We start from the raw sequence: 20,708 nt of genomic DNA on the forward strand, positions 1-20,708 counted from the left end.
GAGGTCCGTCCGCCTGCGCCTCTCGCCGCCTTCTTCGCACTCTCGTCCGCCGTGCTGCCGATTGGCAGCAGCAACGGCGTCGCTTCGTGGGGCGAGGGCAGCGCCGTCATCCCCAGCGACTGCCGGTAGCGCGACAGCTCGGTCATCAGCTCACGGGTCGCGGGCACCAGCCGTTCCTTGTCACCCTTGCCCTGCACCGACAGCCACCAGCGCATCGCGCCGTCGGCATCGCGTCGCACGAAAAACTGCCCCATCGTATTGCCGCTCACTTCGGCGATGCGCAGGCCACCCAGATAGAGCAGCGTGAAGAGCCACCGCGCGCGGTGGTAGCGGGCACGCTCACGTGCGGTGTCCTGCGGCATCGAGGCGATCGCGTCCTTGACCTCCTGCCACAGCGCCGGCTCCAGATAGCGGGTGATGCGGGGCGCCACCTTGCGCGTGCGCTGGCGCGACAGCGCGAGGGGGTTGCCGGCGAGATACCCCGCCTGCACCAGCCACGAAAACAGCACATTCAGGATCACCATCGCCTGGCGGATGCTGGCGGGGGACAGCGGGCCGTGAAACGGACGCCAGCGCGCATCGCCCCCCTCGCATGCTTGCGGCCGCCACCCGCGCCGGCGTTGGCAATCCAGGTGGCGGCGGGCTGCGGACCGGCGAGAAAGCGCTGGTAGCGCAGGCAGTCCTCGTGCGTGAGCGACGAGAGCGGTTTGCCCAGTTGCACGAGCGACCACAGCAGCAGCCGCTCGGCCTCTTTCCGGTAGCTGTCGAACGTAGTCTGCTTGTCGGTGAACCGCGCAAGCCACGCGCGGATCGCGTCGAGGTCGTTCGCGGCGGCGATCTGCGTAACGCCGCCGGTGGCACGGTTGGTCCCGGCGTGGCCGTCGAGCACGACCGGGATCACGAGCCGTTCGAGCGGGGCGGGGTGCACCAGGACGAGGTCGTTCGCGGGTGGCGTGGACATGGAAGGTGAGTCTTTCCGGGAAAGGTGAGTGTTTGCGGGAATCGATTTGGTTTGATCCGTCCCTGTATAAATGGTGCAACGGGCCGTTGCACAATCATGTCATTATTTTCGACATTATGGGGTTAATGTCAAATTAAAGCCGTATGATAGTTAGATATAATATGGTTTACGTTATATTATTAATGCATCTAAATGCGTTGTCCGCCTCATGCCCGGTGACCTGCCCGCTGATTCGTCCCATGTTCCGTCCGATGACGCCCGGCTCGCGGCCGACATCGATCGCCTGAAGGCCGCGTTCCCGAACACGCGGGAGCTGTATCGCGAGGTCTGCGCGCTGCTGTTCTTCCGCTACGGCCAGGCGCCGACTGCGAACCGCCTGTACCAGCTCGTCAGGCGCGGCAGCATGGGCACGCCCGCGGCGGTGCTCGGCGAGTTCTGGGCGGAGCTGCGTGAAAAGAGCCGGGTGCGTATCGAGCACCCGGATCTGCCAGCCGATCTCGGAGCCGCGGCGGGGGAACTGGTCGCGACGCTGTGGACGCGCGCGACAGCCTCCGCGCAGGCGGAACTCGAGGCGCTGCGGGCGGAAGTGGAAGCGCGGCGGGCTGAAGCCGAACAGCGCGTCGCGGCCGCGCGCGGTGAACTGGAGCGGACGGAAACCGCGCTCGAGCAGCGCACCGCAGCGCTGCTTGCCGCCCAGGTGGAGGTCCGGGAACTCGGGAAGGCGCAGGCGGAGGGCCACGCGGCACGCCAGGCGCTAGACACCGAAATCGCACGGCTGAAGGCCGAGGCAGCGGCGCGCGACCGCGAACTTGAAAAGGTGCGGCAGGGGTTTTCGCGGGATCTGGACAAACTGCGCGAGGCGGCAGAACGGGCGGAGGAGCGCCTGCGTGCGTCGGAAAAGCGCGCGCTGCTCGAGATTGAGCGCGAGCGGCGCGCTGTCGCGAAGCTGCAGAAGGAAAACGACGAGGCCACGAAACGGGCCGACCGGCGCGACGCCGACCATCGCCGCGCGGTCGAGGCACTGCAGGCGCAACTCGGTGACGCGCGCCATCAAGCCGGCGTCCTGCAGGGACGGCTCGATGCCGTGCAGGCCACGAACGTAACAATGCGGCAACAGCTGGCGGCGCGGCGCGACGTGGATGACAGAGCCGGCCGGCCCGTCCGTGCGAAGGCTGCTCCGGCTCGCCCGACTGTGACGCGTTCAGCGCGGACACCGGGCCCGGCACGCAAGGTTCCGGTAGCCTCAGTGCCATCCAGCAAGACGGCGGCGCGCCGGAAGAAGCGAGGGTAGGCGGGATGGAGCAGGCAACTCGCCTACGCAGGAGGCGAACCGGGCGCAAGACGCCGGCCTGCCCGCCCATCGGTGCGCTAATGCGTTATGGCGAGCGGACCGTGCGCGTGATCGCCGAAGCGAGCGGCCAGCGCGTGATCATCGAGTCGGTCGATGATGACGGCCGTACCTTCCGAAGCACCGTGAAGTGGGCTAATCTGGCCCGTCCTGAAGAGCAACTTTTCTGAGCGCGATGACCATGCAGAGCGTTCAGCAACTGGATATCTTCGCCGATAGCCGCGACGTGGTGTTGCCCAACGGTGTCCTCAATCAGTTGCAACGCCGCGAAGGGGCGGCGGCGCGAGCGGCCCTGGAACAGTTGGCCCCCGGATATCCGGGTGACGGCGCGTTGTCCGCGATGACGGTGCTGATTGGCGAACCTGAGCACGCACCGACCGCGTCCTTTGCGGATCATGCAGCGCTGGCCGCCGCACGATGCACGCTAGAGGAAGACCTGGTGCCGGCTGCGCGGCGCACCAACTCGTCAGTCTGCGTCAGGAATTCAGCCAGTTGCATGCAGGGTTGTTCGAGGCGTACATGGCAACGCGAAAAGTGCAGCACCGGTGAAGCGCAGGGCAGGCGTGCTATGACACCCGATTCATCACGATTAAAGTAGCTGTGGTGACCGGCTGCCCGGAGCGACCGTCCCGTATAGTCCCGAACCTTGCCGAGCCGTCTCCATACTGCATGACCGACTGGCACTCGACGCTCAGGTGTCAAGACATTCGACGCCTGCCTCGAATTCATGCGGCGCAACCAAACCGACTATCATTGACAGACAGACACCACCTTTCCGCTTTGCAGCGCGGCAAATCTTTTCTATCGTGGTAGGCAACACACCGCAGACATAACTGCGCCGATCATAGTTCAGGAAAAAGGTGCATCAGGGGTCCGGCAATGACCCACAATCTGAGGACCTGGCTGGTCCAGAGTGGACTCGGAGAGCACGCCGCGGCGTTTGAGTCGCAGGGGATCGACTGGGATGTGCTCGGCGACCTTTCGGGCGACGATCTAAAGGAACTCGGGCTGACGCTCGGCGACCGCAAACGGCTCGCCAAAGCGCTAGCGGGTTTGACCGAGTCGCGCGATTACCAGGCGGCGTGTGCAAAGAAACGAAGAGCATCACCTTCGTCAACAGCCCGAAGCATTGAGGCTGAGAGGCGGCAATTAACGGTGATGTTCATCGACCTCATCGATTCCACCACGCTTGCGGAACGTTTTGACCCGGAAGAGATGCGGCGCCTTCTGGCAGCCTATCATCAAGCCTGTGCGAGCGCGACTGACGCTTACGAAGGCCATATTGCGCTTTATGTCGGCGACGGAGTCGACGTCTACTTTGGCTACCCGAATGCTCATGAAGACGATGCGATACGCGCGGTACTGGCCGGCTTCGCTGTCATTGCCGCACTTCGCAGGGCCAATGAGCGCATCGAAACCGAGCATGGCGTACGCCTGCACGTTCGTATCCGGATCGAGACCGGACTGGTCGTCGTCGGTACGATTGGCGACGGATCCGCCCTGGATCATCAGGCAATCGTCGGCGAGGCGCCAATCGTCGCCGCACGCCTGCAGGCGCTCGCTCCACCCGACTCCATCATGGTGGGTCCCGTCAGCTGTCATTTGATCGAGGGATCGTTCCGTCTCGAAGATCTGGGACGTCGGCGACTGAAGGGGGTGACAGGCGCCGTGCGGGTTCAACGCGTTCTAGCGCCGATCGAAGCTGTCGACCGCTTCGAGATCAGGACGGTCCATGGCGTGACGCCGCTCGTGGGCCGTGCTGCCGAGCTCGACATGATCAGGCAGCGCTGGGAGCACAGCGTGGATGGTGAAATGGGCTGCGTGCTGGTGATTGGTGAGCCGGGTATCGGGAAGTCTCGCGTGCTGCGGGCGTTCTGCGACAGTATCCGTAGAGACGACCATGAGGTAGTGTCGTTTCACTGTTCCCCTTACCATCGCAACAGTCCTTTCTGGCCAGTAATACGTTGGCTACAACGTGCGGTGGGTCTTGGTCCCGATGGGAATATCGAACAGCTGCGGACTGACTTTACCAATATCGCAGTCGATGCAGAAGAAGCGCGTTTCGTGCTTGCGACCTTGCTCGGCATTCCGACAGACGCGCGCCATCCGGATCCCGACGTTTCCTCTCCGTCCTTCAATCGACTGACGCTTGACGTGCTCGTCGCCATTGTCGAAGACCTGACACGCGTTCGACCCTTGCTCGTTATGGTCGAAGACGCACAGTGGATCGATCCGTCATCCCGTGAATTTGTCCCGCTTGTTATCGCGCGGCTGGTGACCGCCCGACTTCTGGTACTCATGACAGCGCGCACGGGGTTCGCGCCGGAATGGAATTACCCTCATCTTCTGTGCGTCAAATTAGATCGGCTCTCTCGCCGCGAAAGCGTCGCAATAATCGAACAGCTTACCAATGGCAAGCCGCTTCCAGGTTCCGTTCTCGATCAGATTGTTTCGAAGACGGACGGGGTTCCGCTATTCGTTGAGGAGCTTACCAAGGCTGTCCTCCAGGGCGATTTGTTGCACGATCTGGGCACCAGTTATGAACTGAGAAGAGCGCCGCGGGCAATTGCGATTCCCGATACCCTTCAGGGCTCGCTGCTATCACGGCTTGATCGGTTGGATCCCATCGTCAAGGAGGTTGCGCAGATCGCGGCCACCGTCGGAAGGGAGTTCGGCACGAAGCTGTTGCGCCTGATTGCGTCGCAATCAGAGAGCGAACTGCAGGAAACGCTCAAGAGTCTGGTTGCCGCCGAAATCATCGTTCCCGCTTCGAGCAAGCCAGGGGAAGGCGGCACCTATCGTTTCCGGCACGCGTTGATCCAGGAGATCGCTTACCAATCTCTTTTGCTCGAGCGCCGCCGACAATACCACGCGCTGATCGCCGCAGCGCTAGAAGAGCACTACCCCGAAATCGCCGACCGGCAACCCGAGTTGATCGCTCAGAACTACGCTGCTGCCAACCTGCCTGAACGCGCAATCTCATACTGGCGGCGCGCCGGGGAGCGGGCACTTGCGGGAGCGGCATACGACGAGGCGATTGCCCACGTGCGCAGCGGACTGGAACTGGCAAATAAATCTGGGTTGTCGGAGCATGGCATGCGTTCGCACCTTCTCAAGATATTGCGCAACTTGCTTGACCGCGCCGAGCATAGTCGCCGCGATGTCTATCTTGCGTCGGCGGTGGATCTTTGCGAACTCGAACGGCGTATGCGTTCGATCGGGACTGACGATTAGGCATCAGGATAACCAAGATGGATGGCGATGGCGTTGAACACGCGCTCAACCGAAAGTGCTGATGCCGAGCGACATCGCGATTCTCTGACGTGGGGTAATCGTACTTCTCATGCAAATTCTGGCGGCAAGGTCGGCAAAGTGATAATTAATCAATGGCTTGCAAATCGTTCGATAGCGCGAAACGCATGCGCCCGCAAAGTCCTTCTGCGAGCGGTCGGGCGTCATGCAACCGCCATTTTCAGCACGAGAAGTACGATTACCTCTATTTCCCCGCCGACACGGGGCGCGGCAAAACGAACCCGGGTGGTACATGAGTCCACGGGTAGCCCTTCAGTGCCATGTTGTAGGCTAGGTCATACAGTGCCCGCATATATTCAGTATCGAACTCTTCCTTGTGAGGCGCGTTAAAGCTTGCAGGGATGAAGGCGAGGTTAAAATCAACGCCATCGCGATTTGCAGTCGCGTAGATGCGATATAGGTCACCAACGCCCTGGCTTTGAATCATCGATGCGACCGCGCGAGATGCAATGCCCATCGTGGAACGGTCTACCTGCATCCATTCGGCGTCGAGTCGTGCGTTGCGTATGATGTAAAGTTTGCGCTCACGGCTAACGCCGACCGAAGCTGCCTCCTCACTCACGCGGATCGCCGCCGGATAGGCAAATACCTGCGCCACGACGCCGCCGTCAACGTGCATCTCTTGGTAATGTTTACCGTCGACTACCACGTCAATCATCATCGGAGGGAAGGCGCCAGGAATCGAAGTGGAGGCGACCAAGACCTTTATAAACAGGTCTAATGCTTTCGGACCGCCGTAGGTCGCGATTTTGCCCATATCCCAGATGATGCCGCGGCGAGCATCCAAGTCGCTTGTAGCAACCAGCAGCATGCGGCCTTTCGCGTATTCAGCCGCAATCTCCTTGAGCATATCTTCGGTTACGAATTTGCGGGTCAACGTTAGCAACGGTCGGTTATCAGCCATTGCGTCGCTCAGCACACCTCCAAGTAAGCTACGCTTGTTCAGGACGTCCTTTGGCGAAATGGTCGTGTAGACCTGTTTCAGCGTCGCGTCGTACTTCGAACCGAGAAAGGCGAAAGGCGCAATAAGCGCGCCAGTGCTTATACCGGTTACTAGCTTGAACTCCGGCCTCGTTCCCGTCTCGGTCCATCCATTCAGCAAGCCCGCAGCGAATGCGCCGTTGTCACCACCTCCCGAAATCGCGAGAAATATCGCTGGTGGCGTCGGGCGGCCCATGTGCCCCTGTTGTGCGAGGTAGTCGCTTTCCCTTTTCAGGGCGTCAAGCGCCGCCTTGGCCAATTCAGTGGCATCCCCGCCTGCGACGTAGCGTACGCCGGGCATTCCGGGAATTTCTGCGTCGCCGGTTAATTCGTCTGGGACCGCTGGCAAACGGTCAGGCACCGTCGAGCACCCTTGCAATACTGCAAGTGCGACAGCAGCCAGAAGGCCGATACTTCTGAAGTGAATGTTCAGTTTATTGACGGCAATAGCCTTGAACGACTGCGCAAAGAACCCGCTCATTGCTTCGCCCTCCTCGCAACGGAACATACATACTCTACGAAGACTGCGCCTGTACCGAGGCCGCGTTCCATGCAGATCCTGATCTCTATGAAGGCTAATCACTCTCGGGGTCATGCGGCTGATTCAAATCAACGGACTTAAGGAAAGGTCCATGAAGCGCCGGGGGATGACGACTTTCGGCGATTCAATGGCCGAAGCCGAACGCTCGGGAGCCGTTGCCGGCCTCATGGGCGAGCGTCGGCAGCGGGTCCGACTTCGGAAGATGACGGCTGGCACAGCGGCGCGCGACCGTCAGCGAGCGTCGAATTTCCGAGATCGGCGAGAAGCAGCCAAATGCGATCGCAATGAGAACGACCATTTCCTGGCGGACAACGGTCGGTCAGATCCTATTGATTCGGACGCTATGGGCCGAGCCTTGGCTTGTGCAAACGGCAGGTGCACACGACCTCCGGTATCTGCCCCCGCCCTTCTTCATCAGTTCGCAACTGGCTGATGCATCTCCAGTTGCCGCTGCGGCAATTAACTGTCTCCATTGGCTTGACGACACAGCGTGGATTTTGTCGGACGCGTCGGCGTCCGATGCCTCCGTGAACTCACATCCTGGCGGCGGCGACCGGGAGTCGGAACGGGGCGCCGAGACGGTTGAAAGCGTTCATCGCGGCAATCGTTATCGTGAGGTCGACAAGATCCTTCGGCGAGAACGCCGCCGAGGCCGCCGCATAGGCTTCATCTGAAGCATGCGTTTCGCTGACGAGAGTCACCTCTTCGGCCCAAGCCAAGGCGGCGCGCTCCTGAGCGGAGAACAGGTGCGGGACTTCGTCCCACACCGGCACCAGCGTCAACTTGTCGATGGACATGGTCTTTCTAAGATCGCGACTGTGCATGTCGATGCAGTGGGCACATCCGTTAATCTGTGAAACACGGAGGAACACGAGATGAATGAGTTCCTCGGGAAGGTTGGTGCTTTTGGTCACATAGTGATGGACACCGAAAAGCGCTTTTGCGCCGTCCGGGGCGATCTCGCGCCAGTTCAAGCGTGCCATCTTCGTCCTTTGCCGTTTGGCCATGAAATAACGTCTCTTGCGTCACGGGCGCGGGTTGGTTACTTCCCCTTCGCGCGTGACTCATGAAATAACGCGACGTTACTAGCCCGAGATTACAGACGACAGGCCCAAGAATTGGCGAAATGACTGAGCCAAAGACTATGCCCTCGCTTGCCATTGAGATAGACCGTACTGCGGCGGCGCCCGTTGGCGAGCAGATCTACGCGAGCCTCAGGCAATTGATCATCGATGGCGGTCTTCAACCCGGAAGACGGTTACCCTCTGGCAGGGATCTAGCCGCGCAGCCTTGGCGGTATCCGCCGGTCACAATGACTTGATCGGGATGGCGAGGAATCTGTCTGCTGACGGCCAGGTGACTGGCAATCTGCGCGCGCAATGCGGGCTCGCCCCGAGGGTCGGCGTAGGTCGTGTATCCAGTGGCGTCCGCCCGGACAGCCCGCGCTCGCATTCGAGCCCAGACCTTGGCGGGAAATGCATCGTGAGCCGGTACGCCCATCTGGAACGGTAGTGGCGCGCTCGAATACGGTCTTGTAAAGGCCGCCAGCGGGCCATCAAGCAGAAGCTCGGTCGCGGTCGGTGCCGGAGGAAGTTGCGCGCAGACGCGCGTGCCAGCGGGGCCTGCGCCGAGCACCAGCTTCTCGGAAGCCAGCCGATCGTGAACCGCGAGGATGGTTCCACGCGAGACGCCGAGCTATCGCGTGTGCCCCCTGAAAGACGAAATCGCCACCAGCGGATCCTGCAGCCGCGCGGCGCCTGGAGAACGGCGACTGCTGTGGGCAAGCCATGCGACTCATAGAGCGGGCGTTTTCGCGGAACCATGAATTGCCGCCGCTCCGGAGAGGCGTACTGAGCGCATGCACGTTGCGCTGCAGGTGATTGAGCGGGCGCGTTGTCTGCAATCACGATATCGACGAGCTGGAAGATCGAATTGATGTGCATCAATCGTGCCCCGTGTCTCGGTGCTTAAATCCATATGGTCGGGGAGAAAAGGAGAGCGACCGCAGTGATTCGATACTAATAGCGAAACCAGTCTCCGCTACACCGGCTTGAGATCAGTCGGGCACACGGAAAGATCGTGAAAACACCGAGAGCAGCAATGGCCAATGCCGATGAACGACGCGAGCTCATGCCTATAGCGCTGGAGGGAATACTCACGGTACAAGCACGTGCTCGCGCCATTGTGGTTTTTATGAGCGCAAGCAGCAGAATATGGTGCAGCCCTCACGACAGGCGGTTCGCACACGCCATGGAACGATGCGGCTTCGCGACGTTACTGTCTGACCTTCTGACCGAGAGCGAGCACCAAAGCGACAGCGAGATGACTACCGCGCATCGCACGCACATTCCGATGTTGGTGCGTCGTTTGGAGGGAACGCTCGCGTGGTGGCGTGGACAGCCTGACGTCGCCACGCTTCCAGTTGGTCTTTGGGGAGGAGGGATCCAAGGGGCGGTTGCGATTGGAACGTGTGCCGATATTGCTGAGGTCCGCGCGATTGTGTCAGACGCAGGGCGTCCGGACCTTGTAGAGAGCGTGCTGCTGACCTCTGTTAGCGCGCCGACCCTGATGACGGCCGTTGAGGGCGACGATGACATGACGCGCCTTAGCCGGAACGCTACAGAAAAGATGATCTGCGCTCATCGAATTCAGAGCCTTCCCAATGAGCCGTGCTACTCAGCATCGTCGGAGCGCCCGGTAGTTCCGTGGTTCGAATCTTGGTTGAACGCAGAGCCCTTGCAACATGAGGTGTTCGAAGAATGATGAGGCAAGCTGGTTGCCGTTCTGCCTACGATTACTCAGAGCTTCGCGTGACCACGGAACACCTTTGCACTCATCGAACCTTGGCTTTCAGCTTCCTCTCCAATCGCGCACCGCTATCCGGGCGACAATCGACGACAACTGTCCTCACTCTGGCAGGCAGGACTCGTGGAATGAACCAGCAGACCCATGTTACATGAACAGATCCGCGCAGAGGATGACAGGTATGAAGGACGTGGAACATGAATCCCTCAACGAAAGGCGGACGACCCCAGTGGGCCAGACCAAAAACGCGGCGAAGAGCTCCCCGAGCCGCTGCCATCGCAGGGATCATATTCTCCATACTGCTGATTACCAGCGTTCTCTTGCTACTGCGTTCTGTCCCAGATCTGCCTTCAGAAGCAGGCGACTGGCTCCGGGAAAGATCTGGTGCGGTATATGTTGCGGTTAACCTGGTGCCCTTCGCCGGCATTGCGTTCCTCTGGTTCGTCGGCGTGTTGCGGGACCGTCTCGGAGACCGCGAGGACCGCTTCCTTACCACAGTGTTTCTGGGCAGCGGTCTCCTGTTCATTGCAACCCTGTTTGTAGCAGCCGCGTTTGTTGGTGGAATTGTGGCCGCATATAACGTCCAATTCGAAAGCCTTCCGGGATCGGCCACGTTCACCGTCGCACGAGCGCTGGCCTATGAGACGATGAATGTTTATGCGGTTCGCATGGCAGCAGTATTCACGATCGCCACCAGTACGCTTGCGCTACGCACCGGCTTTGTTTCGCGATGGATTGCTCTTGTTGGATACGCTGCCGCGCTTGCATTGCTGTTCGCGGGCCGACGCATAGATTGGATCGTGCTCGTATTCCCGGTTTGGGTTCTGCTTCTCAGCCTGCATATCCTCCTCGACAACTTTCGGCACATCGTCGAACAGGGAGCGCACATGAAGGAGACGCGATAAGAGAAGGGCGTGCCGACTCGGTTCCTCCGTTCCGCCTTTCGCCGTGCGGGAAGACAAGTATAATTGCTACTGGATCGTTCGTGTTGCTAATGCTTGATCAGTAACGAACTGCTTAACGCATGGTGCAAAGCGATGACTACTCTGTCTTCGTGAACTCCGGCGCGTGTGGGCGATCGTTTACGAATCAGTCGCCGATGTGGCCTTTCCTGTCGGACCCGCATAGTCAAGCATGTAAGTGACGAACGCACATGTGGGCAACGGCGGGAAGCGGCGATGTGGGTAGAAGGGGTTGCCTTGCTGCCCGAGCGGCTCGGGGCGCGCGATCTCGAGACAGGCTTGTTAAAGCGCATTGTGCACGACTACCAGGTTTGATCCCTACGACGGCCGCGAGTCGCAGGAGTGTAAAGCCGGTAGCAGTGTAGGACGGCTCCACTGTCACGCATTGCTAGGACCCGTCTCGTTCTACGATTCGCCATGCGGCGCTCCCTTGGTTCTCGCTAGCGACGGCGATGCAGGGGTGCGATTCCAGTTGATTGGGCTCCTGTGGACTGGCGCGTGTCGCCAGATAAAAGGGTGCCGCGCAAAGTACAAGGTTGTCTGTCATCAATGACAGTTGAACCGACTCTACATCCGCCGCCGGACTTTCAAGAAGCAGGCCAGCGTCGTATCGCTCTTCAAAGCAATTCGATCCCTCCGCACTGGGCCGTCAGGTGGATATGCACTTGAGGATGGGATGCTGGGAGCCGGCAACGAGTGTTGAGATCGCCTGAGGGGATAGGGCGTCCGTTGCGACGATGCGCGGCGCACCGACGGCAGTCCGATCTGCGGCCAAAGCAGATGCATCAAGACAATCCAGTTCTTCGACTATCCACCCGTATCCATCGAGATAATGGAGGCCTGCTTTTGTCAACGACACTCCGCGTGTCGTTCGGTATAGGAGGCGAGTGCGAAGTCGTTGTTCGAGATACGCGATCGAGCGCGTAACGGCAGCATTGAATACGCTCAATTCTTTTGCGGCTAGTCCTAAGCTCAGCCTGTCCGCGACTCGAATGAAGACCCGAACGGCAAAAATGTGGATCATCGGTTTAAGATTCCGCAGCCGATCGTGATGCTCGCGCAACGGATTCGCGGATCTTTCTGTAAAAGAGCGTGGTGACCCTTGACTGTCCCAAAGCCACACCCAAGCCTTTGTCGCCGACATTGTCTGGACATGGCACCGTAAAGTCGATTCACTGATCACGGTACGCTCATCATTACCGCGCCGCGCCCGGAACCAGCGAGCCCTTAAATACCCAACGGCCTTACCTTGGTCCCAGCGACCGAAGATCTGCCATCAGACCGCTATTGGTCATGACGATCACCTCTACGGGCCCTATGACCGTCGTTGTGTCGATCTTTCCGTTCGCGCCGATTTTCACCGGTGCGACGGATGCATCGCCGGCGACCGTCCAGCCCTTCGAACTGCGGAATTGACCGAGAGCGTCGGAAGTAATGAAGAGAAAGACAATGGCTTTCGATAGCGCGCCCGCTGTCAGGCTGAACGATCCAGATTCAGTGCTGTAATAGCCAACGGTACTCCCTCCGACACGAAGCGCGCCCTCGCCATATTGACCACCTACCACAAAGCCGGCCTGAAGGACGGATGGGAAGACCAGAACGCTTTCTGGCTTTGGAAACGAGTTCCCGTGATCCGTTGATTGAGGAGTAGAGTCGCGACATCGTACCGTCGACGCTTGCGTCGATTGTCTGGCGCGTGGACACATCCGTCGCTGCACTTGATCCGCTACTGAAGGTCGTTTAACACCCTGCGTATGCGGCGGGAATTGCCGCGGCCACCGCACTGGTTGCAAAGTCTCGTCGCTGCATCATGGGGCTCCGGAAATGTCGGTAATGACATGTTTCTTGAGGCAACAAACATCTCCAATAAGCGAGCAACAAATAACTATCGAACAGACTTTCGCTGTTAGTTACTTGCACGCCTGAACGAGCTCGGGGACGCCAAACTCGAGCGTCGGTCCAGAGTAAGACTGATCCGCTCGCCTCCGTAAGGGAGTAATTCGTGCTCCAGGACGGCCTGGCGGATCCGTCGTTTCCCCAGCTGGAAAGCGAGGCGAATGTTTGCATCCGATTTATCAGGTACCTCGAGTGACTTACAGACCGCTTCATAAGATAGTGAAAAAGCGCGATATCCCCACCCGAAACCATACGCAGAAAACCAGACCTCCGAACCATAAGAGAGCTCGGGTTCTGTAATGGTGATCATTGGCTGGCTCATCGCACACCTGCAGCAAGGCCTTCGTACGCCGTCAAACCTTCGAGCCACTTTCCCCATACTTTCGGATCGGTGAGTGCCGCGAAATGACCAGCTTTGACTCATGGCGATGCATGCTCAGTTCGAATAATAAGAGCGGGAAGATATACCCGGTTGACATATATCAATCCCTCTCATCGGCTGGCTAGGTGCTGCGCGCACGCGCCAGTACCGGTACGCCTTGACCTTGCCGAACGGGATAACCCATGCCGCGCACACGGTGGCTTGACCTGAATCAAGAGTCGGATGGGGCATCGCGCGTCTAGTATCAGGTAGCGAAACGATCCGGGTGCAGACAAGCGTCGTGGCGCTCCGGCCCGCGGGCCTGCCCGGTCCTTCCCTTCAAAAACGAGGCCGCAGGGCAAGAAGCAACGGACGCAATGTCTTATCCCACTTCGCGCGGGAGGTCCACGGTGCCCGCGGTTCCGGTATTGCGATAGAGGAGAAAACCGATGTTAGCAACAGTGAAGTCCGAACGGGCGCTGCCCCGCCAGATGCTTGATGTACTGATCCGTGCCGGACTGATTGCAGTACTGGCCGTGTTCTGTTTTCGCATATTCATACCGTTTCTTAATCTGACGGTATGGGCCCTGATCCTCGCGATCACCCTCTATCCCCTGCAGACAACATTGAGAAGAAGGTTCCCAAATCGTGACGGCCTGATTGCGACGATGATCATCCTCATCGCATTCTGTGTCATTCTCTTGCCGACCTATCTGTTGGGTGTCGCGGTTGCGGAGTCGATACAGCACGTGATGGCGGTGTTTCGCAGCGGCTCTTTCCGCATCCCACCGCCCGCCGAATCAGTGTCCAGCTGGCCGCTAGTGGGCGAACGTATATACGGGTTCTGGCAACAAGCTTCGACCGACCTCACGGGGCTCGCCCACAAGTTCGCACCACAACTCAAGGACGCGGGCCTTGCTGTATTAGGCATGGTTACAGGCCTGGGGGCCGGGCTGGTCATATTCTTCGTTGCCCTTGTCGTGGCCGGCATTGTAATGGCGCATGGTGAACGTGGTCGCGAAAGTGCTGTGCAGATCGCGTCCCGCATTTCAGGGCCGGAAAACGGCGTAACGATCGTCGACCTGTGCACCACCACCATTCGCGCGGTCGCGCAGGGAGTGGTCGGCATCGCCTTCATCCAGATGCTACTCATCGGCATCGGCTTTGTGGTGATGGGTATTCCTGGAGCAGGCCTGCTTGCGCTTGCTGTTCTGCTCATCGGCATCATGCAACTGCCCGCTACGCTGATAACGATCCCGGTGATCGCGTTTGTGATGGTCACTAAGGGCATCAGTACAGCAACGATCATCTTTGCTGTCTATTCATTGATCGCCGGGACGGTCGACAACGTGCTCAAACCGTTGCTCCTTGGTCGCGGCGTTGCCGTACCGATGCCGGTCGTCCTGATTGGCGCTCTCGGTGGAATGGTTTCAGGCGGCGTCATCGGTCTGTTTATCGGACCCGTCATGCTAGCTGTGGGGTATCAACTGTTCTGGCGGTGGGTAAGGGATCAGGCGCCCCCAGAATCGAACATCGAGGCACCCCCGATGCAGCGTGTGAGCACGCCAGGGAAAATAGAAGCAAGCTGATGCAAGAGGTACGTGTATACCAAGCTCCGTCCACGTGGGCGCCGACGGCGTGTGCTGCAACGCAGCGCGATTCCAGCCTGTTCGCAGGTTCCGCAATTTAGGCCGGGTGGCGAAGTTTAAGTTCGCTCGCACAGCTCGATCGAAATCGGAATGTGCGTCTCGCAACCTGTTCCGAGTTGTGGATTTTACCGATTTGGAGGTGATTTCATGAAGCCAGGAAACCGCACATTCATTGGTTCATTTATCGCGGTTCTAAGTTGCCAATCTATCGCGGAAGCCCAACCCGTCGCGTATCCAGCGAAAGGGCAGAGTTCACAACAGCAGCAGCAGAATCAGGCCGCACGTCAGTCGTGGGCAAAGCAACTCCGACTTTGTCGATTACGAACTTCTGCTGGCGGGCATTTCGAGTGATCCAGGCGCGCACAGCCTAAGGTAGACGCAGGCGCAAGTGGCATGGATCGTCTGGGCAATCAAGAGCGAGACGGCGATCGTTCGTCGCATGTTAGCTTGCACAAGTCTTCGAGCACGCCAGGGCACGCGGTTTCCTACCCTAACGGCCCGCCGAAATGGCTTCAATTGGAGATCGCGCCGGCCGGCCGCCAACTTGCTGCACTCTTTATCGTGTTATGAGAGAAATTTCAGGTCTTGTTTATATCGTTGACGACGATGCTTCCGTACAGCGCTCGCTGACGCGTCTGGTCAGGACATGCGGCTATCTTGCCGAGGCCTTCAGCTGCGTGCGGGATTTCACTGCGCGTGCCAGCGTCTCAGGAATCCCTGCCTGCGTAGTCCTCGACGTCCGGTTGCCGGATGCAAGCGGATTCGAGCTGCTCGGCGCAATCGATCCGCGGCTCCCGATCATATTTTTGACCGGCTACGGCGATATTGCGATGACCGTAAAAGCGATAAAGGCGGGAGCAATCGATTTTCTAACCAAGCCAGTACTGGAAAGCGATCTACTGGGCGCAATCGAACGCGCACTCACATATTCAGCACATCTCGCGTCCGAAGTAAGTCAGCTGGAGGCTTTACGCATCCGCGCCTCACGTCTTACCCCGCGGGAGCGAGAAGTAATGGATCTCGTGGTGCGTGGCCGACTGAACAAAGTGATCGCAAGTGAATTAGGCACCACCGAAAAGACCATCAAGGCGCATCGAGCGATGGTGATGCGAAAGATGCAGGTCCGCTCGGTTGCTGAACTGGTGCGTGCCGCCGACAAGGTTGCCGTGCCGCATGTAACTGGGACTCGTGGCCCCTCTGGCGCTGGATGCGGCGTGGCGCCGGAACGATCCGGAAGCGCGGCTGGAAAAGCCGTCGCAACCCGTCAACCTGATAGCTCAGACGGTTTGCTTTCGAAATGAGGCGAAGTGCACGTGAAAAGTCGCCACACCGAGAGTGTACTAAATAGGATACCGTGTACGTGACATAAGCCTGATCAGCGATTTTTGTACTGTACCTGTACATTGCATCGAAGCCGAACGGTATCAACGATGGCCGATGGGGGCGACTGGATCGGTACACTTCCTACGCATTTGCATACACGTACATCCTTATCGTGACGCCACGCTCTCGGATCTGACCGTGCGCATCCCGCGCCGGCGGCAGTGGCGATCGAGATGTTCTCCGGTGCGCATCCTGCGCTGACCGAGCGGGCGAGGGCGCTGATCGCATCGGACAGCCCGCGCAGCGTCGGTCCATGCGCTGCACGCCCAGGGCATCGGTGGAAAACGATCCCTGATCTGTGTGGAACCAGCGTGAAGAGGTCGTCCATGCCGATCCCGCCAATTTTCCGGACGCCGACGCGCCGGCCGCGCTGCGCGCCTGGTATGGGGCCTGTCGTCTCGCGAGGCGGTCGCCCGCTATCTGCCGGGATGGACAACGGACCGGGCAGGGCAGGGACGTTTTGGGCAGCCGCGTTCAGCGCGTGGTGTGTTTGGTCAGATCCGTCGCGCGCTCGTGGCGGCCATGCGGCGTGCGGGCTCTGGCGGTGCTGCGGGCCCATCCGGTCGGTGGACGCGTGCAGCATGCGAGAGCGGTCGCGCACACGATTGATCAGTTGCGGCATGCACGCCCGCCCGAGCCGCAAATCGCCGATCCAGTCGGACAATGGGTTTCCGGGGCGGATGGGCGTGCCGTGGGAAAGTCTGCGACTGCCACACGAGATCGATAGCTCGACGAGGACCTTCCGGGCACTGCCGCCAGTCAGATTCTCAGTTCGGCATTTGAGGTTAGCTGACGGTGCAGGTGCGATAGCGGATGCCGGGCATCGCAATGCTCACGCAAGTACCTGCCCGGCGCTCCGTAATGGCCTGGATGTCCGACAGTGAACCGATCACGGCATCTTTGCCCGTGTGACGGGTGAACTCGATCGCGGCCTGGACTTTCGGACCCATTGAGCCGCTTGCGAAGCCGAGCCTTTCCAGATCGTCCGGATGCGCCTGCGCGATGGCTCTCCTGTCGGGTGTCCCCCAGTCGACGTACGCAGCATCGACATCAGTCGCAACGATCAACATGTCGGCGGCCAGTTCCTGTGCCAGCAGCGCCGAGCAAAGATCCTTGTCGATGACAGCCTCGACGCCGGTCAGCTGGTGATTCTCGCCGTAACAGGTCGGAATGCCACCGCCGCCCGCGCAAATGACGATGGTGCCGTACTCGAGAAGCCACCTGATGGGACGAATCTCGAAGATATGTTTGGGACGCGGGCTTGCGACGACCCGGCGATACTGGTCGCCATCGGGCGCGATGCTCCACCCGCGATCCTTTGCGAGACGCTCGGCTTCCTCTTTCATATAGACGGGACCAATCGGTTTGGTCGGGTGCTGGAAAGCGGGGTCGCGCGGATCAACCTCGACCTGCGTCAAGATCGTCGCAAACGGCACTTCGTAAGGTAGCAGATTGCCGAGTTCCTGCTCGATCAGATAGCCGATCATGCCCTCCGTCTGTGCACCGAGGACATCGAGCGGATAGGTCTCGACCTCCTTGTAGGCCGCGCTCTGGAGCGCAAGCAGCCCGACCTGCGGACCGTTACCGTGCGCAATGACGATTTCGTTGCCCGGCGCGACCAGCGCGATCTGACGGGCGGCGAGCCGTACATTTTCGCGCTGGTTTTCCGCTGTCATCGGCTCGCCACGCCTCAGCAACGCATTCCCTCCCAATGCAATCACCATACGCATGTTGCCGCCCTCCTGGTGGCGCGGGGCGTGAGCCGGCGGAAGCGCTTCTCGCAAGGCAGCACTGCGGTACGTCCCGTCGAGATGTAATGTTCAGATGTCGGCGAGCGTCGAGACAAGAATCGCCTTGATCGTGTGCATGCGGTTTTCCGCTTGCTCGAACGCGATGTTCAATGGCGACTCGAAGACCTCTTCGGTCACTTCGATTCCATTCTCAAGCGCACGATATTTGTCGGCGATCTGCCTGCCGACTACCGTCTCGCTGTTGTGAAATGCAGGCAGGCAGTGCATGAACTTTGCCTGGGGATTCTGTGCGGCTTTCATCAGGTCGATGTTGACCTGGTATGGCAGGAGCAGCTCGATGCGTTCGCCCCATGCCTCCACCGGCTCGCCCATTGACACCCAGACATCGGTGTGCACGAAATCCACGCCATTGACGGCCGCTTTCGCATCCTCTGTCAGTGTGATGCGCGCGCCGCTTTCATCGGCGAATCGCTGGCAGGTCTCGATATGTTCCGCGTTTGGCCAGAGTGCTTTCGGAGCGCCGATCCGCACGTCCATGCCGAGCTTCGCTCCGATCAGAAGCAGCGAATTGCCCATGTTGTTGCGAGCATCGCCCAGATATGCATAGCTGATCGCTGTTAGCGGCTTGTCGCTGTGTTCACGCATGGTCAGGACGTCGGCAAGCATCTGGGTCGGGTGGTATTCATCTGTCAGTCCGTTGAAGACGGGTACCCCTGCGTACGTGGCCAATTCCTCGACGATCTCCTGGCTGAAGCCCCGATACTCGATGGCGTCGTACATACGCCCCAGTACACGCGCCGTATCTTTCATGCTTTCCTTATGACCGATCTGCGAAGAATGCGGGTCGATGTAGGTGACGTTTGCGCCCTGATCGTACGCGGCGACTTCGAATGCGCAGCGCGTGCGGGTAGACGTCTTCTCGAAGATCAGGGCAATGTTGATACCTTTGAGATGCTGCTGTTCAGTGCCCGTATACTTCGCGCGCTTGAGGTCGCGCGACAGGTCAAGCAGATAGCGAAGCTCACGTGTGGTGTGATGCATAAGGCTCAGCAGGCTTCGGTTACGCAGATTAAATGCCATGGTGTTCTCCGTTTCGTCGATTTAGCGACGGCGCGTCGTCGACGGCCGCCGCCAGAAATCAATAATCGATGGGGTCGCGGACGATCGGGCATGTCATGCAATGGCCGCCTCCGCGGCCACGACCCAGTTCGCTCGCAGTGATCGTGATCACCTCGACGCCGGCCTTGCGCAATAATGTGTTGGTGTAGGTATTGCGGTCGTACCCGACCACCACGCCGGGTTCGATACAGACCACGTTGTTGCCGTCGTCCCACTGCTCGCGCTCGGCGGTGAAGCTGTTGCCGCCCGTCTCCACGACGCGTAGCTTCGCAAGTCCGAGCGCTTCGCCAACGACGTCGAGAAATGGTCTGTCTTCCCGGCGGATATTGAGGCGGGTCGCTGCCGAGTCCTCCCGTCGCACGGAGAATGGGACGATCTCCTTGACCACATCGGGGAACACTGTGACGAGATCCCGGTCGCAGAATGTGAATACCGTGTCCAGGTGCATCGCGGCGCGAGACTTCGGCAGCCCGGCCACAATGATGCGCTCGACCGCACCCTTCGCAAACAGATTCTGCGCAAGTTCACCGATTGCCTGGCGCGACGTGCGTTCGCCCATGCCGATAAGCAGCAGCCCCTTGCCGATTGGCATCACGTCGCCCCCTTCCAGCGTGGACATGCCATGATCGCGGTCCGGATCGCCATACCAGACCGCAAATTCCCCGTTCGCAAAGTCCGGATGGAACTTGTAGATCGCCGTAGTCAACAGGGTTTCCTGACGGCGGGCAGGCCAGTACATCGGATTGAGGCTGACGCCGCCGTAGATCCAGCAGGTGGTATCGCGCGTGAACAACGTGTTCGGCAGCGGCGGCAGTACAAAGCTGGAGTAGCCCAGATACTGGCGGAACATCTTGAGCGTGTTGGATTCAGCCGTGTCGGGGATGTCCTCGGCGACGACGCCGCCAATAAGAAACTCGGCTTGCTTGCGGGGTTCGAGACCCTCCATCCACGCGCGAACCTCATTGGCGAGTCCGATGCCGACGGTATCCGGACGGATCTTGCGATCGAGGATCCACTTCAGCGCTTCGGGGTTGTGCACCGTTTCTGTCAGCAGGTTGTGCATCTCCAGCACATCGACGCCGCGCTCGCGCATCTTGGTGACGAAGTCGAAATGGTCGCGCTTGGCCTGACTCATCCAGATGACATCGTCGAACAGAAGCTCATCACAATTGCTCGGTGTCAGGCGCTGATGCGCAAGTCCTGGCGAGCAGACCATCACCTTGCGTAGTCGGCCCGCTTCCGAATGGACGCCGTATTTCATCGTTTCCGTGCTCATGACGTTTTCTCCCGGATCAGAGCGTGAGGAAGCCTTTGTAAAGGCCAAATTCGGCGATCAGAGCTCCGAATACAACCGCCGCAAAGATGAGCTTTTCGAAAGGTGTGAACACCAGCTGCCCGACCTCGCCCTTCGCCTTGGCAAACAGCAATGCGCCGGGTGCATAAAGCAACGACCAGGCCGACACTGATCAGGATGGCGCCCCAATGGCCAACGACGTGCTTGAGCACCCCTGCCATCGAAGGGTTTTGCAGCGCCGCCAGATCCAGCTTGTGTGGAAACTGGTTTTCCGCGTCTATGCGAGCGATTGCCGATCAGGTCAATCTTGTTCGGCCCAGACAGCTTGCACCGATCAACCATCGC

18 protein-coding genes and 2 pseudogenes are annotated in these 20,708 nt (G+C 59.6%); 9 read left to right on the forward strand and 11 right to left on the reverse strand.

Features of this window, described 5'->3' with window-relative positions; all coding sequences use genetic code 11:
- Positions 1-961, reverse strand: a pseudogene (locus H3V53_RS37480) (tyrosine-type recombinase/integrase); the annotation flags it as partial.
- Between the two features lie 208 nt (positions 962-1,169).
- Here H3V53_RS37480 and H3V53_RS37485 point away from each other — a divergent pair.
- From H3V53_RS37485 to H3V53_RS37500, 4 genes are all read left to right on the forward strand, one after another.
- Positions 1,170-2,252 carry a DNA-binding protein gene (locus H3V53_RS37485; protein ID WP_336602140.1) on the forward strand — a complete coding sequence of 361 codons (1,083 nt, stop codon included), beginning with the start codon at positions 1,170-1,172 and terminating at the stop codon, positions 2,250-2,252.
- A 5-nt stretch (positions 2,253-2,257) separates the two neighbouring features.
- Positions 2,258-2,479, forward strand: coding sequence for a hypothetical protein (locus H3V53_RS37490; protein WP_336602141.1), 222 nt, complete (start codon positions 2,258-2,260; stop codon positions 2,477-2,479).
- Between the two features lie 11 nt (positions 2,480-2,490).
- Positions 2,491-2,907 (forward strand): hypothetical protein, encoded by a 417-nt coding sequence (locus H3V53_RS37495; protein ID WP_336602142.1) that lies wholly within the window; start codon positions 2,491-2,493, stop codon positions 2,905-2,907.
- Positions 2,908-3,188: 281 nt separating this feature from the next.
- Complete coding sequence (locus tag H3V53_RS37500) at positions 3,189-5,543, forward strand: AAA family ATPase (RefSeq protein ID WP_336602143.1); 2,355 nt, start codon at positions 3,189-3,191, stop codon at positions 5,541-5,543.
- A 262-nt stretch (positions 5,544-5,805) separates the two neighbouring features.
- Here the strand turns inward: H3V53_RS37500 and H3V53_RS37505 are convergent, their stop codons facing one another.
- The 3 genes from H3V53_RS37505 to H3V53_RS37515 form a co-directional block, all read right to left on the reverse strand.
- Entirely contained in the window at positions 5,806-7,083 is a 1,278-nt protein-coding gene (locus tag H3V53_RS37505; RefSeq protein ID WP_336602144.1) for a patatin-like phospholipase family protein, read from the reverse strand.
- 184 nt (positions 7,084-7,267) lie between these two features.
- Positions 7,268-7,441, reverse strand: coding sequence for a hypothetical protein (locus tag H3V53_RS37510; protein ID WP_336602145.1), 174 nt, complete (start codon positions 7,439-7,441; stop codon positions 7,268-7,270).
- Positions 7,442-7,676: 235 nt separating this feature from the next.
- Positions 7,677-8,126: a carboxymuconolactone decarboxylase family protein gene (locus H3V53_RS37515; RefSeq protein ID WP_336602146.1), complete on the reverse strand. Its 450-nt coding sequence runs from the start codon at positions 8,124-8,126 to the stop codon at positions 7,677-7,679.
- A gap of 161 nt (positions 8,127-8,287) precedes the next feature.
- Between H3V53_RS37515 and H3V53_RS43870 the strand changes: the two genes are divergently transcribed.
- The 3 genes from H3V53_RS43870 to H3V53_RS37525 all read left to right on the forward strand — a co-directional run bounded on the left by H3V53_RS43870 (position 8,288) and on the right by H3V53_RS37525 (position 10,853).
- Positions 8,288-8,464: a GntR family transcriptional regulator gene (locus H3V53_RS43870; protein WP_419539695.1), complete on the forward strand. Its 177-nt coding sequence runs from the start codon at positions 8,288-8,290 to the stop codon at positions 8,462-8,464.
- A 758-nt stretch (positions 8,465-9,222) separates the two neighbouring features.
- Positions 9,223-9,906 carry a dienelactone hydrolase family protein gene (locus H3V53_RS37520; protein WP_336602147.1) on the forward strand — a complete coding sequence of 228 codons (684 nt, stop codon included), beginning with the start codon at positions 9,223-9,225 and terminating at the stop codon, positions 9,904-9,906.
- Positions 9,907-10,145: 239 nt separating this feature from the next.
- Positions 10,146-10,853, forward strand: a complete 708-nt coding sequence (locus H3V53_RS37525; protein ID WP_336602148.1) for a hypothetical protein — start codon at positions 10,146-10,148, stop codon at positions 10,851-10,853.
- Positions 10,854-11,298: 445 nt separating this feature from the next.
- Here H3V53_RS37525 and H3V53_RS43875 read toward each other — a convergent pair whose 3' ends face one another.
- The 3 genes and pseudogenes from H3V53_RS43875 to H3V53_RS37530 all read right to left on the reverse strand — a co-directional run bounded on the left by H3V53_RS43875 (position 11,299) and on the right by H3V53_RS37530 (position 12,719).
- Positions 11,299-11,508, reverse strand: coding sequence for a type 2 periplasmic-binding domain-containing protein (locus H3V53_RS43875; RefSeq protein ID WP_419539697.1), 210 nt, complete (start codon positions 11,506-11,508; stop codon positions 11,299-11,301).
- Positions 11,509-11,559: 51 nt separating this feature from the next.
- The gene (locus H3V53_RS43880; protein WP_419539698.1) at positions 11,560-12,054 is read right to left on the reverse strand and encodes a LysR family transcriptional regulator; all 495 of its coding nucleotides are present in this window, start codon (positions 12,052-12,054) and stop codon (positions 11,560-11,562) included.
- Positions 12,055-12,137: 83 nt separating this feature from the next.
- Positions 12,138-12,719: pseudogene (locus H3V53_RS37530) on the reverse strand (BPSL1445 family SYLF domain-containing lipoprotein).
- Between the two features lie 897 nt (positions 12,720-13,616).
- Here H3V53_RS37530 and H3V53_RS37535 point away from each other — a divergent pair.
- On the forward strand, positions 13,617-14,756 hold the full coding sequence (locus H3V53_RS37535) for an AI-2E family transporter (RefSeq protein ID WP_336602149.1): 1,140 nt from the start codon (positions 13,617-13,619) through the stop codon (positions 14,754-14,756).
- A 626-nt stretch (positions 14,757-15,382) separates the two neighbouring features.
- A complete protein-coding gene (locus H3V53_RS37540; RefSeq protein ID WP_336602150.1) occupies positions 15,383-16,117 on the forward strand; it encodes a response regulator transcription factor in 735 nt (244 codons plus the stop codon).
- Positions 16,118-16,984: 867 nt separating this feature from the next.
- On the opposite strand, the gene arcC is transcribed toward H3V53_RS37540, so the two are convergent.
- The 4 genes from arcC to H3V53_RS37560 all read right to left on the reverse strand — a co-directional run bounded on the left by arcC (position 16,985) and on the right by H3V53_RS37560 (position 20,532).
- Positions 16,985-17,929, reverse strand: a complete 945-nt coding sequence (gene arcC, locus H3V53_RS37545) for a carbamate kinase (RefSeq protein ID WP_336602151.1) — start codon at positions 17,927-17,929, stop codon at positions 16,985-16,987.
- A 90-nt stretch (positions 17,930-18,019) separates the two neighbouring features.
- Complete coding sequence (locus H3V53_RS37550) at positions 18,020-19,030, reverse strand: ornithine carbamoyltransferase (RefSeq protein ID WP_336602152.1); 1,011 nt, start codon at positions 19,028-19,030, stop codon at positions 18,020-18,022.
- A gap of 58 nt (positions 19,031-19,088) precedes the next feature.
- Positions 19,089-20,345 (reverse strand): arginine deiminase, encoded by a 1,257-nt coding sequence (gene arcA, locus H3V53_RS37555; protein WP_336602153.1) that lies wholly within the window; start codon positions 20,343-20,345, stop codon positions 19,089-19,091.
- Positions 20,346-20,361: 16 nt separating this feature from the next.
- Positions 20,362-20,532 (reverse strand): hypothetical protein, encoded by a 171-nt coding sequence (locus H3V53_RS37560; protein ID WP_419539696.1) that lies wholly within the window; start codon positions 20,530-20,532, stop codon positions 20,362-20,364.
- Positions 20,533-20,708: the final 176 nt, after the last annotated feature.

The sequence above is a fragment of the Paraburkholderia bengalensis genome, assembly GCF_037126505.1.
GTDB lineage: Bacteria > Pseudomonadota > Gammaproteobacteria > Burkholderiales > Burkholderiaceae > Paraburkholderia > Paraburkholderia bengalensis.

Excerpts from the sequence above, each read along its gene's own strand:
- H3V53_RS37525 (WP_336602148.1), top strand. The coding sequence starts at position 10,146 with ATGAATCCCTCAACGAAAGGCGGACGACCCCAGTGGGCCAGACCAAAA.
- H3V53_RS37485 (WP_336602140.1), top strand. The coding sequence starts at position 1,170 with ATGCCCGGTGACCTGCCCGCTGATTCGTCCCATGTTCCGTCCGATGAC.
- H3V53_RS37540 (WP_336602150.1), top strand. The coding sequence starts at position 15,383 with ATGAGAGAAATTTCAGGTCTTGTTTATATCGTTGACGACGATGCTTCC.
- arcC (WP_336602151.1), bottom strand. The coding sequence starts at position 17,929 with ATGCGTATGGTGATTGCATTGGGAGGGAATGCGTTGCTGAGGCGTGGC.
- H3V53_RS37490 (WP_336602141.1), top strand. The coding sequence starts at position 2,258 with ATGGAGCAGGCAACTCGCCTACGCAGGAGGCGAACCGGGCGCAAGACG.
- H3V53_RS37500 (WP_336602143.1), top strand. The coding sequence starts at position 3,189 with ATGACCCACAATCTGAGGACCTGGCTGGTCCAGAGTGGACTCGGAGAG.
- arcA (WP_336602153.1), bottom strand. The coding sequence starts at position 20,345 with ATGAGCACGGAAACGATGAAATACGGCGTCCATTCGGAAGCGGGCCGA.
- H3V53_RS37515 (WP_336602146.1), bottom strand. The coding sequence starts at position 8,126 with ATGGCACGCTTGAACTGGCGCGAGATCGCCCCGGACGGCGCAAAAGCG.
- H3V53_RS37550 (WP_336602152.1), bottom strand. The coding sequence starts at position 19,030 with ATGGCATTTAATCTGCGTAACCGAAGCCTGCTGAGCCTTATGCATCAC.
- H3V53_RS37510 (WP_336602145.1), bottom strand. The coding sequence starts at position 7,441 with ATGGTCGTTCTCATTGCGATCGCATTTGGCTGCTTCTCGCCGATCTCG.
- H3V53_RS37535 (WP_336602149.1), top strand. The coding sequence starts at position 13,617 with ATGTTAGCAACAGTGAAGTCCGAACGGGCGCTGCCCCGCCAGATGCTT.
- H3V53_RS37505 (WP_336602144.1), bottom strand. The coding sequence starts at position 7,083 with ATGAGCGGGTTCTTTGCGCAGTCGTTCAAGGCTATTGCCGTCAATAAA.
- H3V53_RS43870 (WP_419539695.1), top strand. The coding sequence starts at position 8,288 with ATGCCCTCGCTTGCCATTGAGATAGACCGTACTGCGGCGGCGCCCGTT.
- H3V53_RS37495 (WP_336602142.1), top strand. The coding sequence starts at position 2,491 with ATGCAGAGCGTTCAGCAACTGGATATCTTCGCCGATAGCCGCGACGTG.
- H3V53_RS43880 (WP_419539698.1), bottom strand. The coding sequence starts at position 12,054 with ATGTCGGCGACAAAGGCTTGGGTGTGGCTTTGGGACAGTCAAGGGTCA.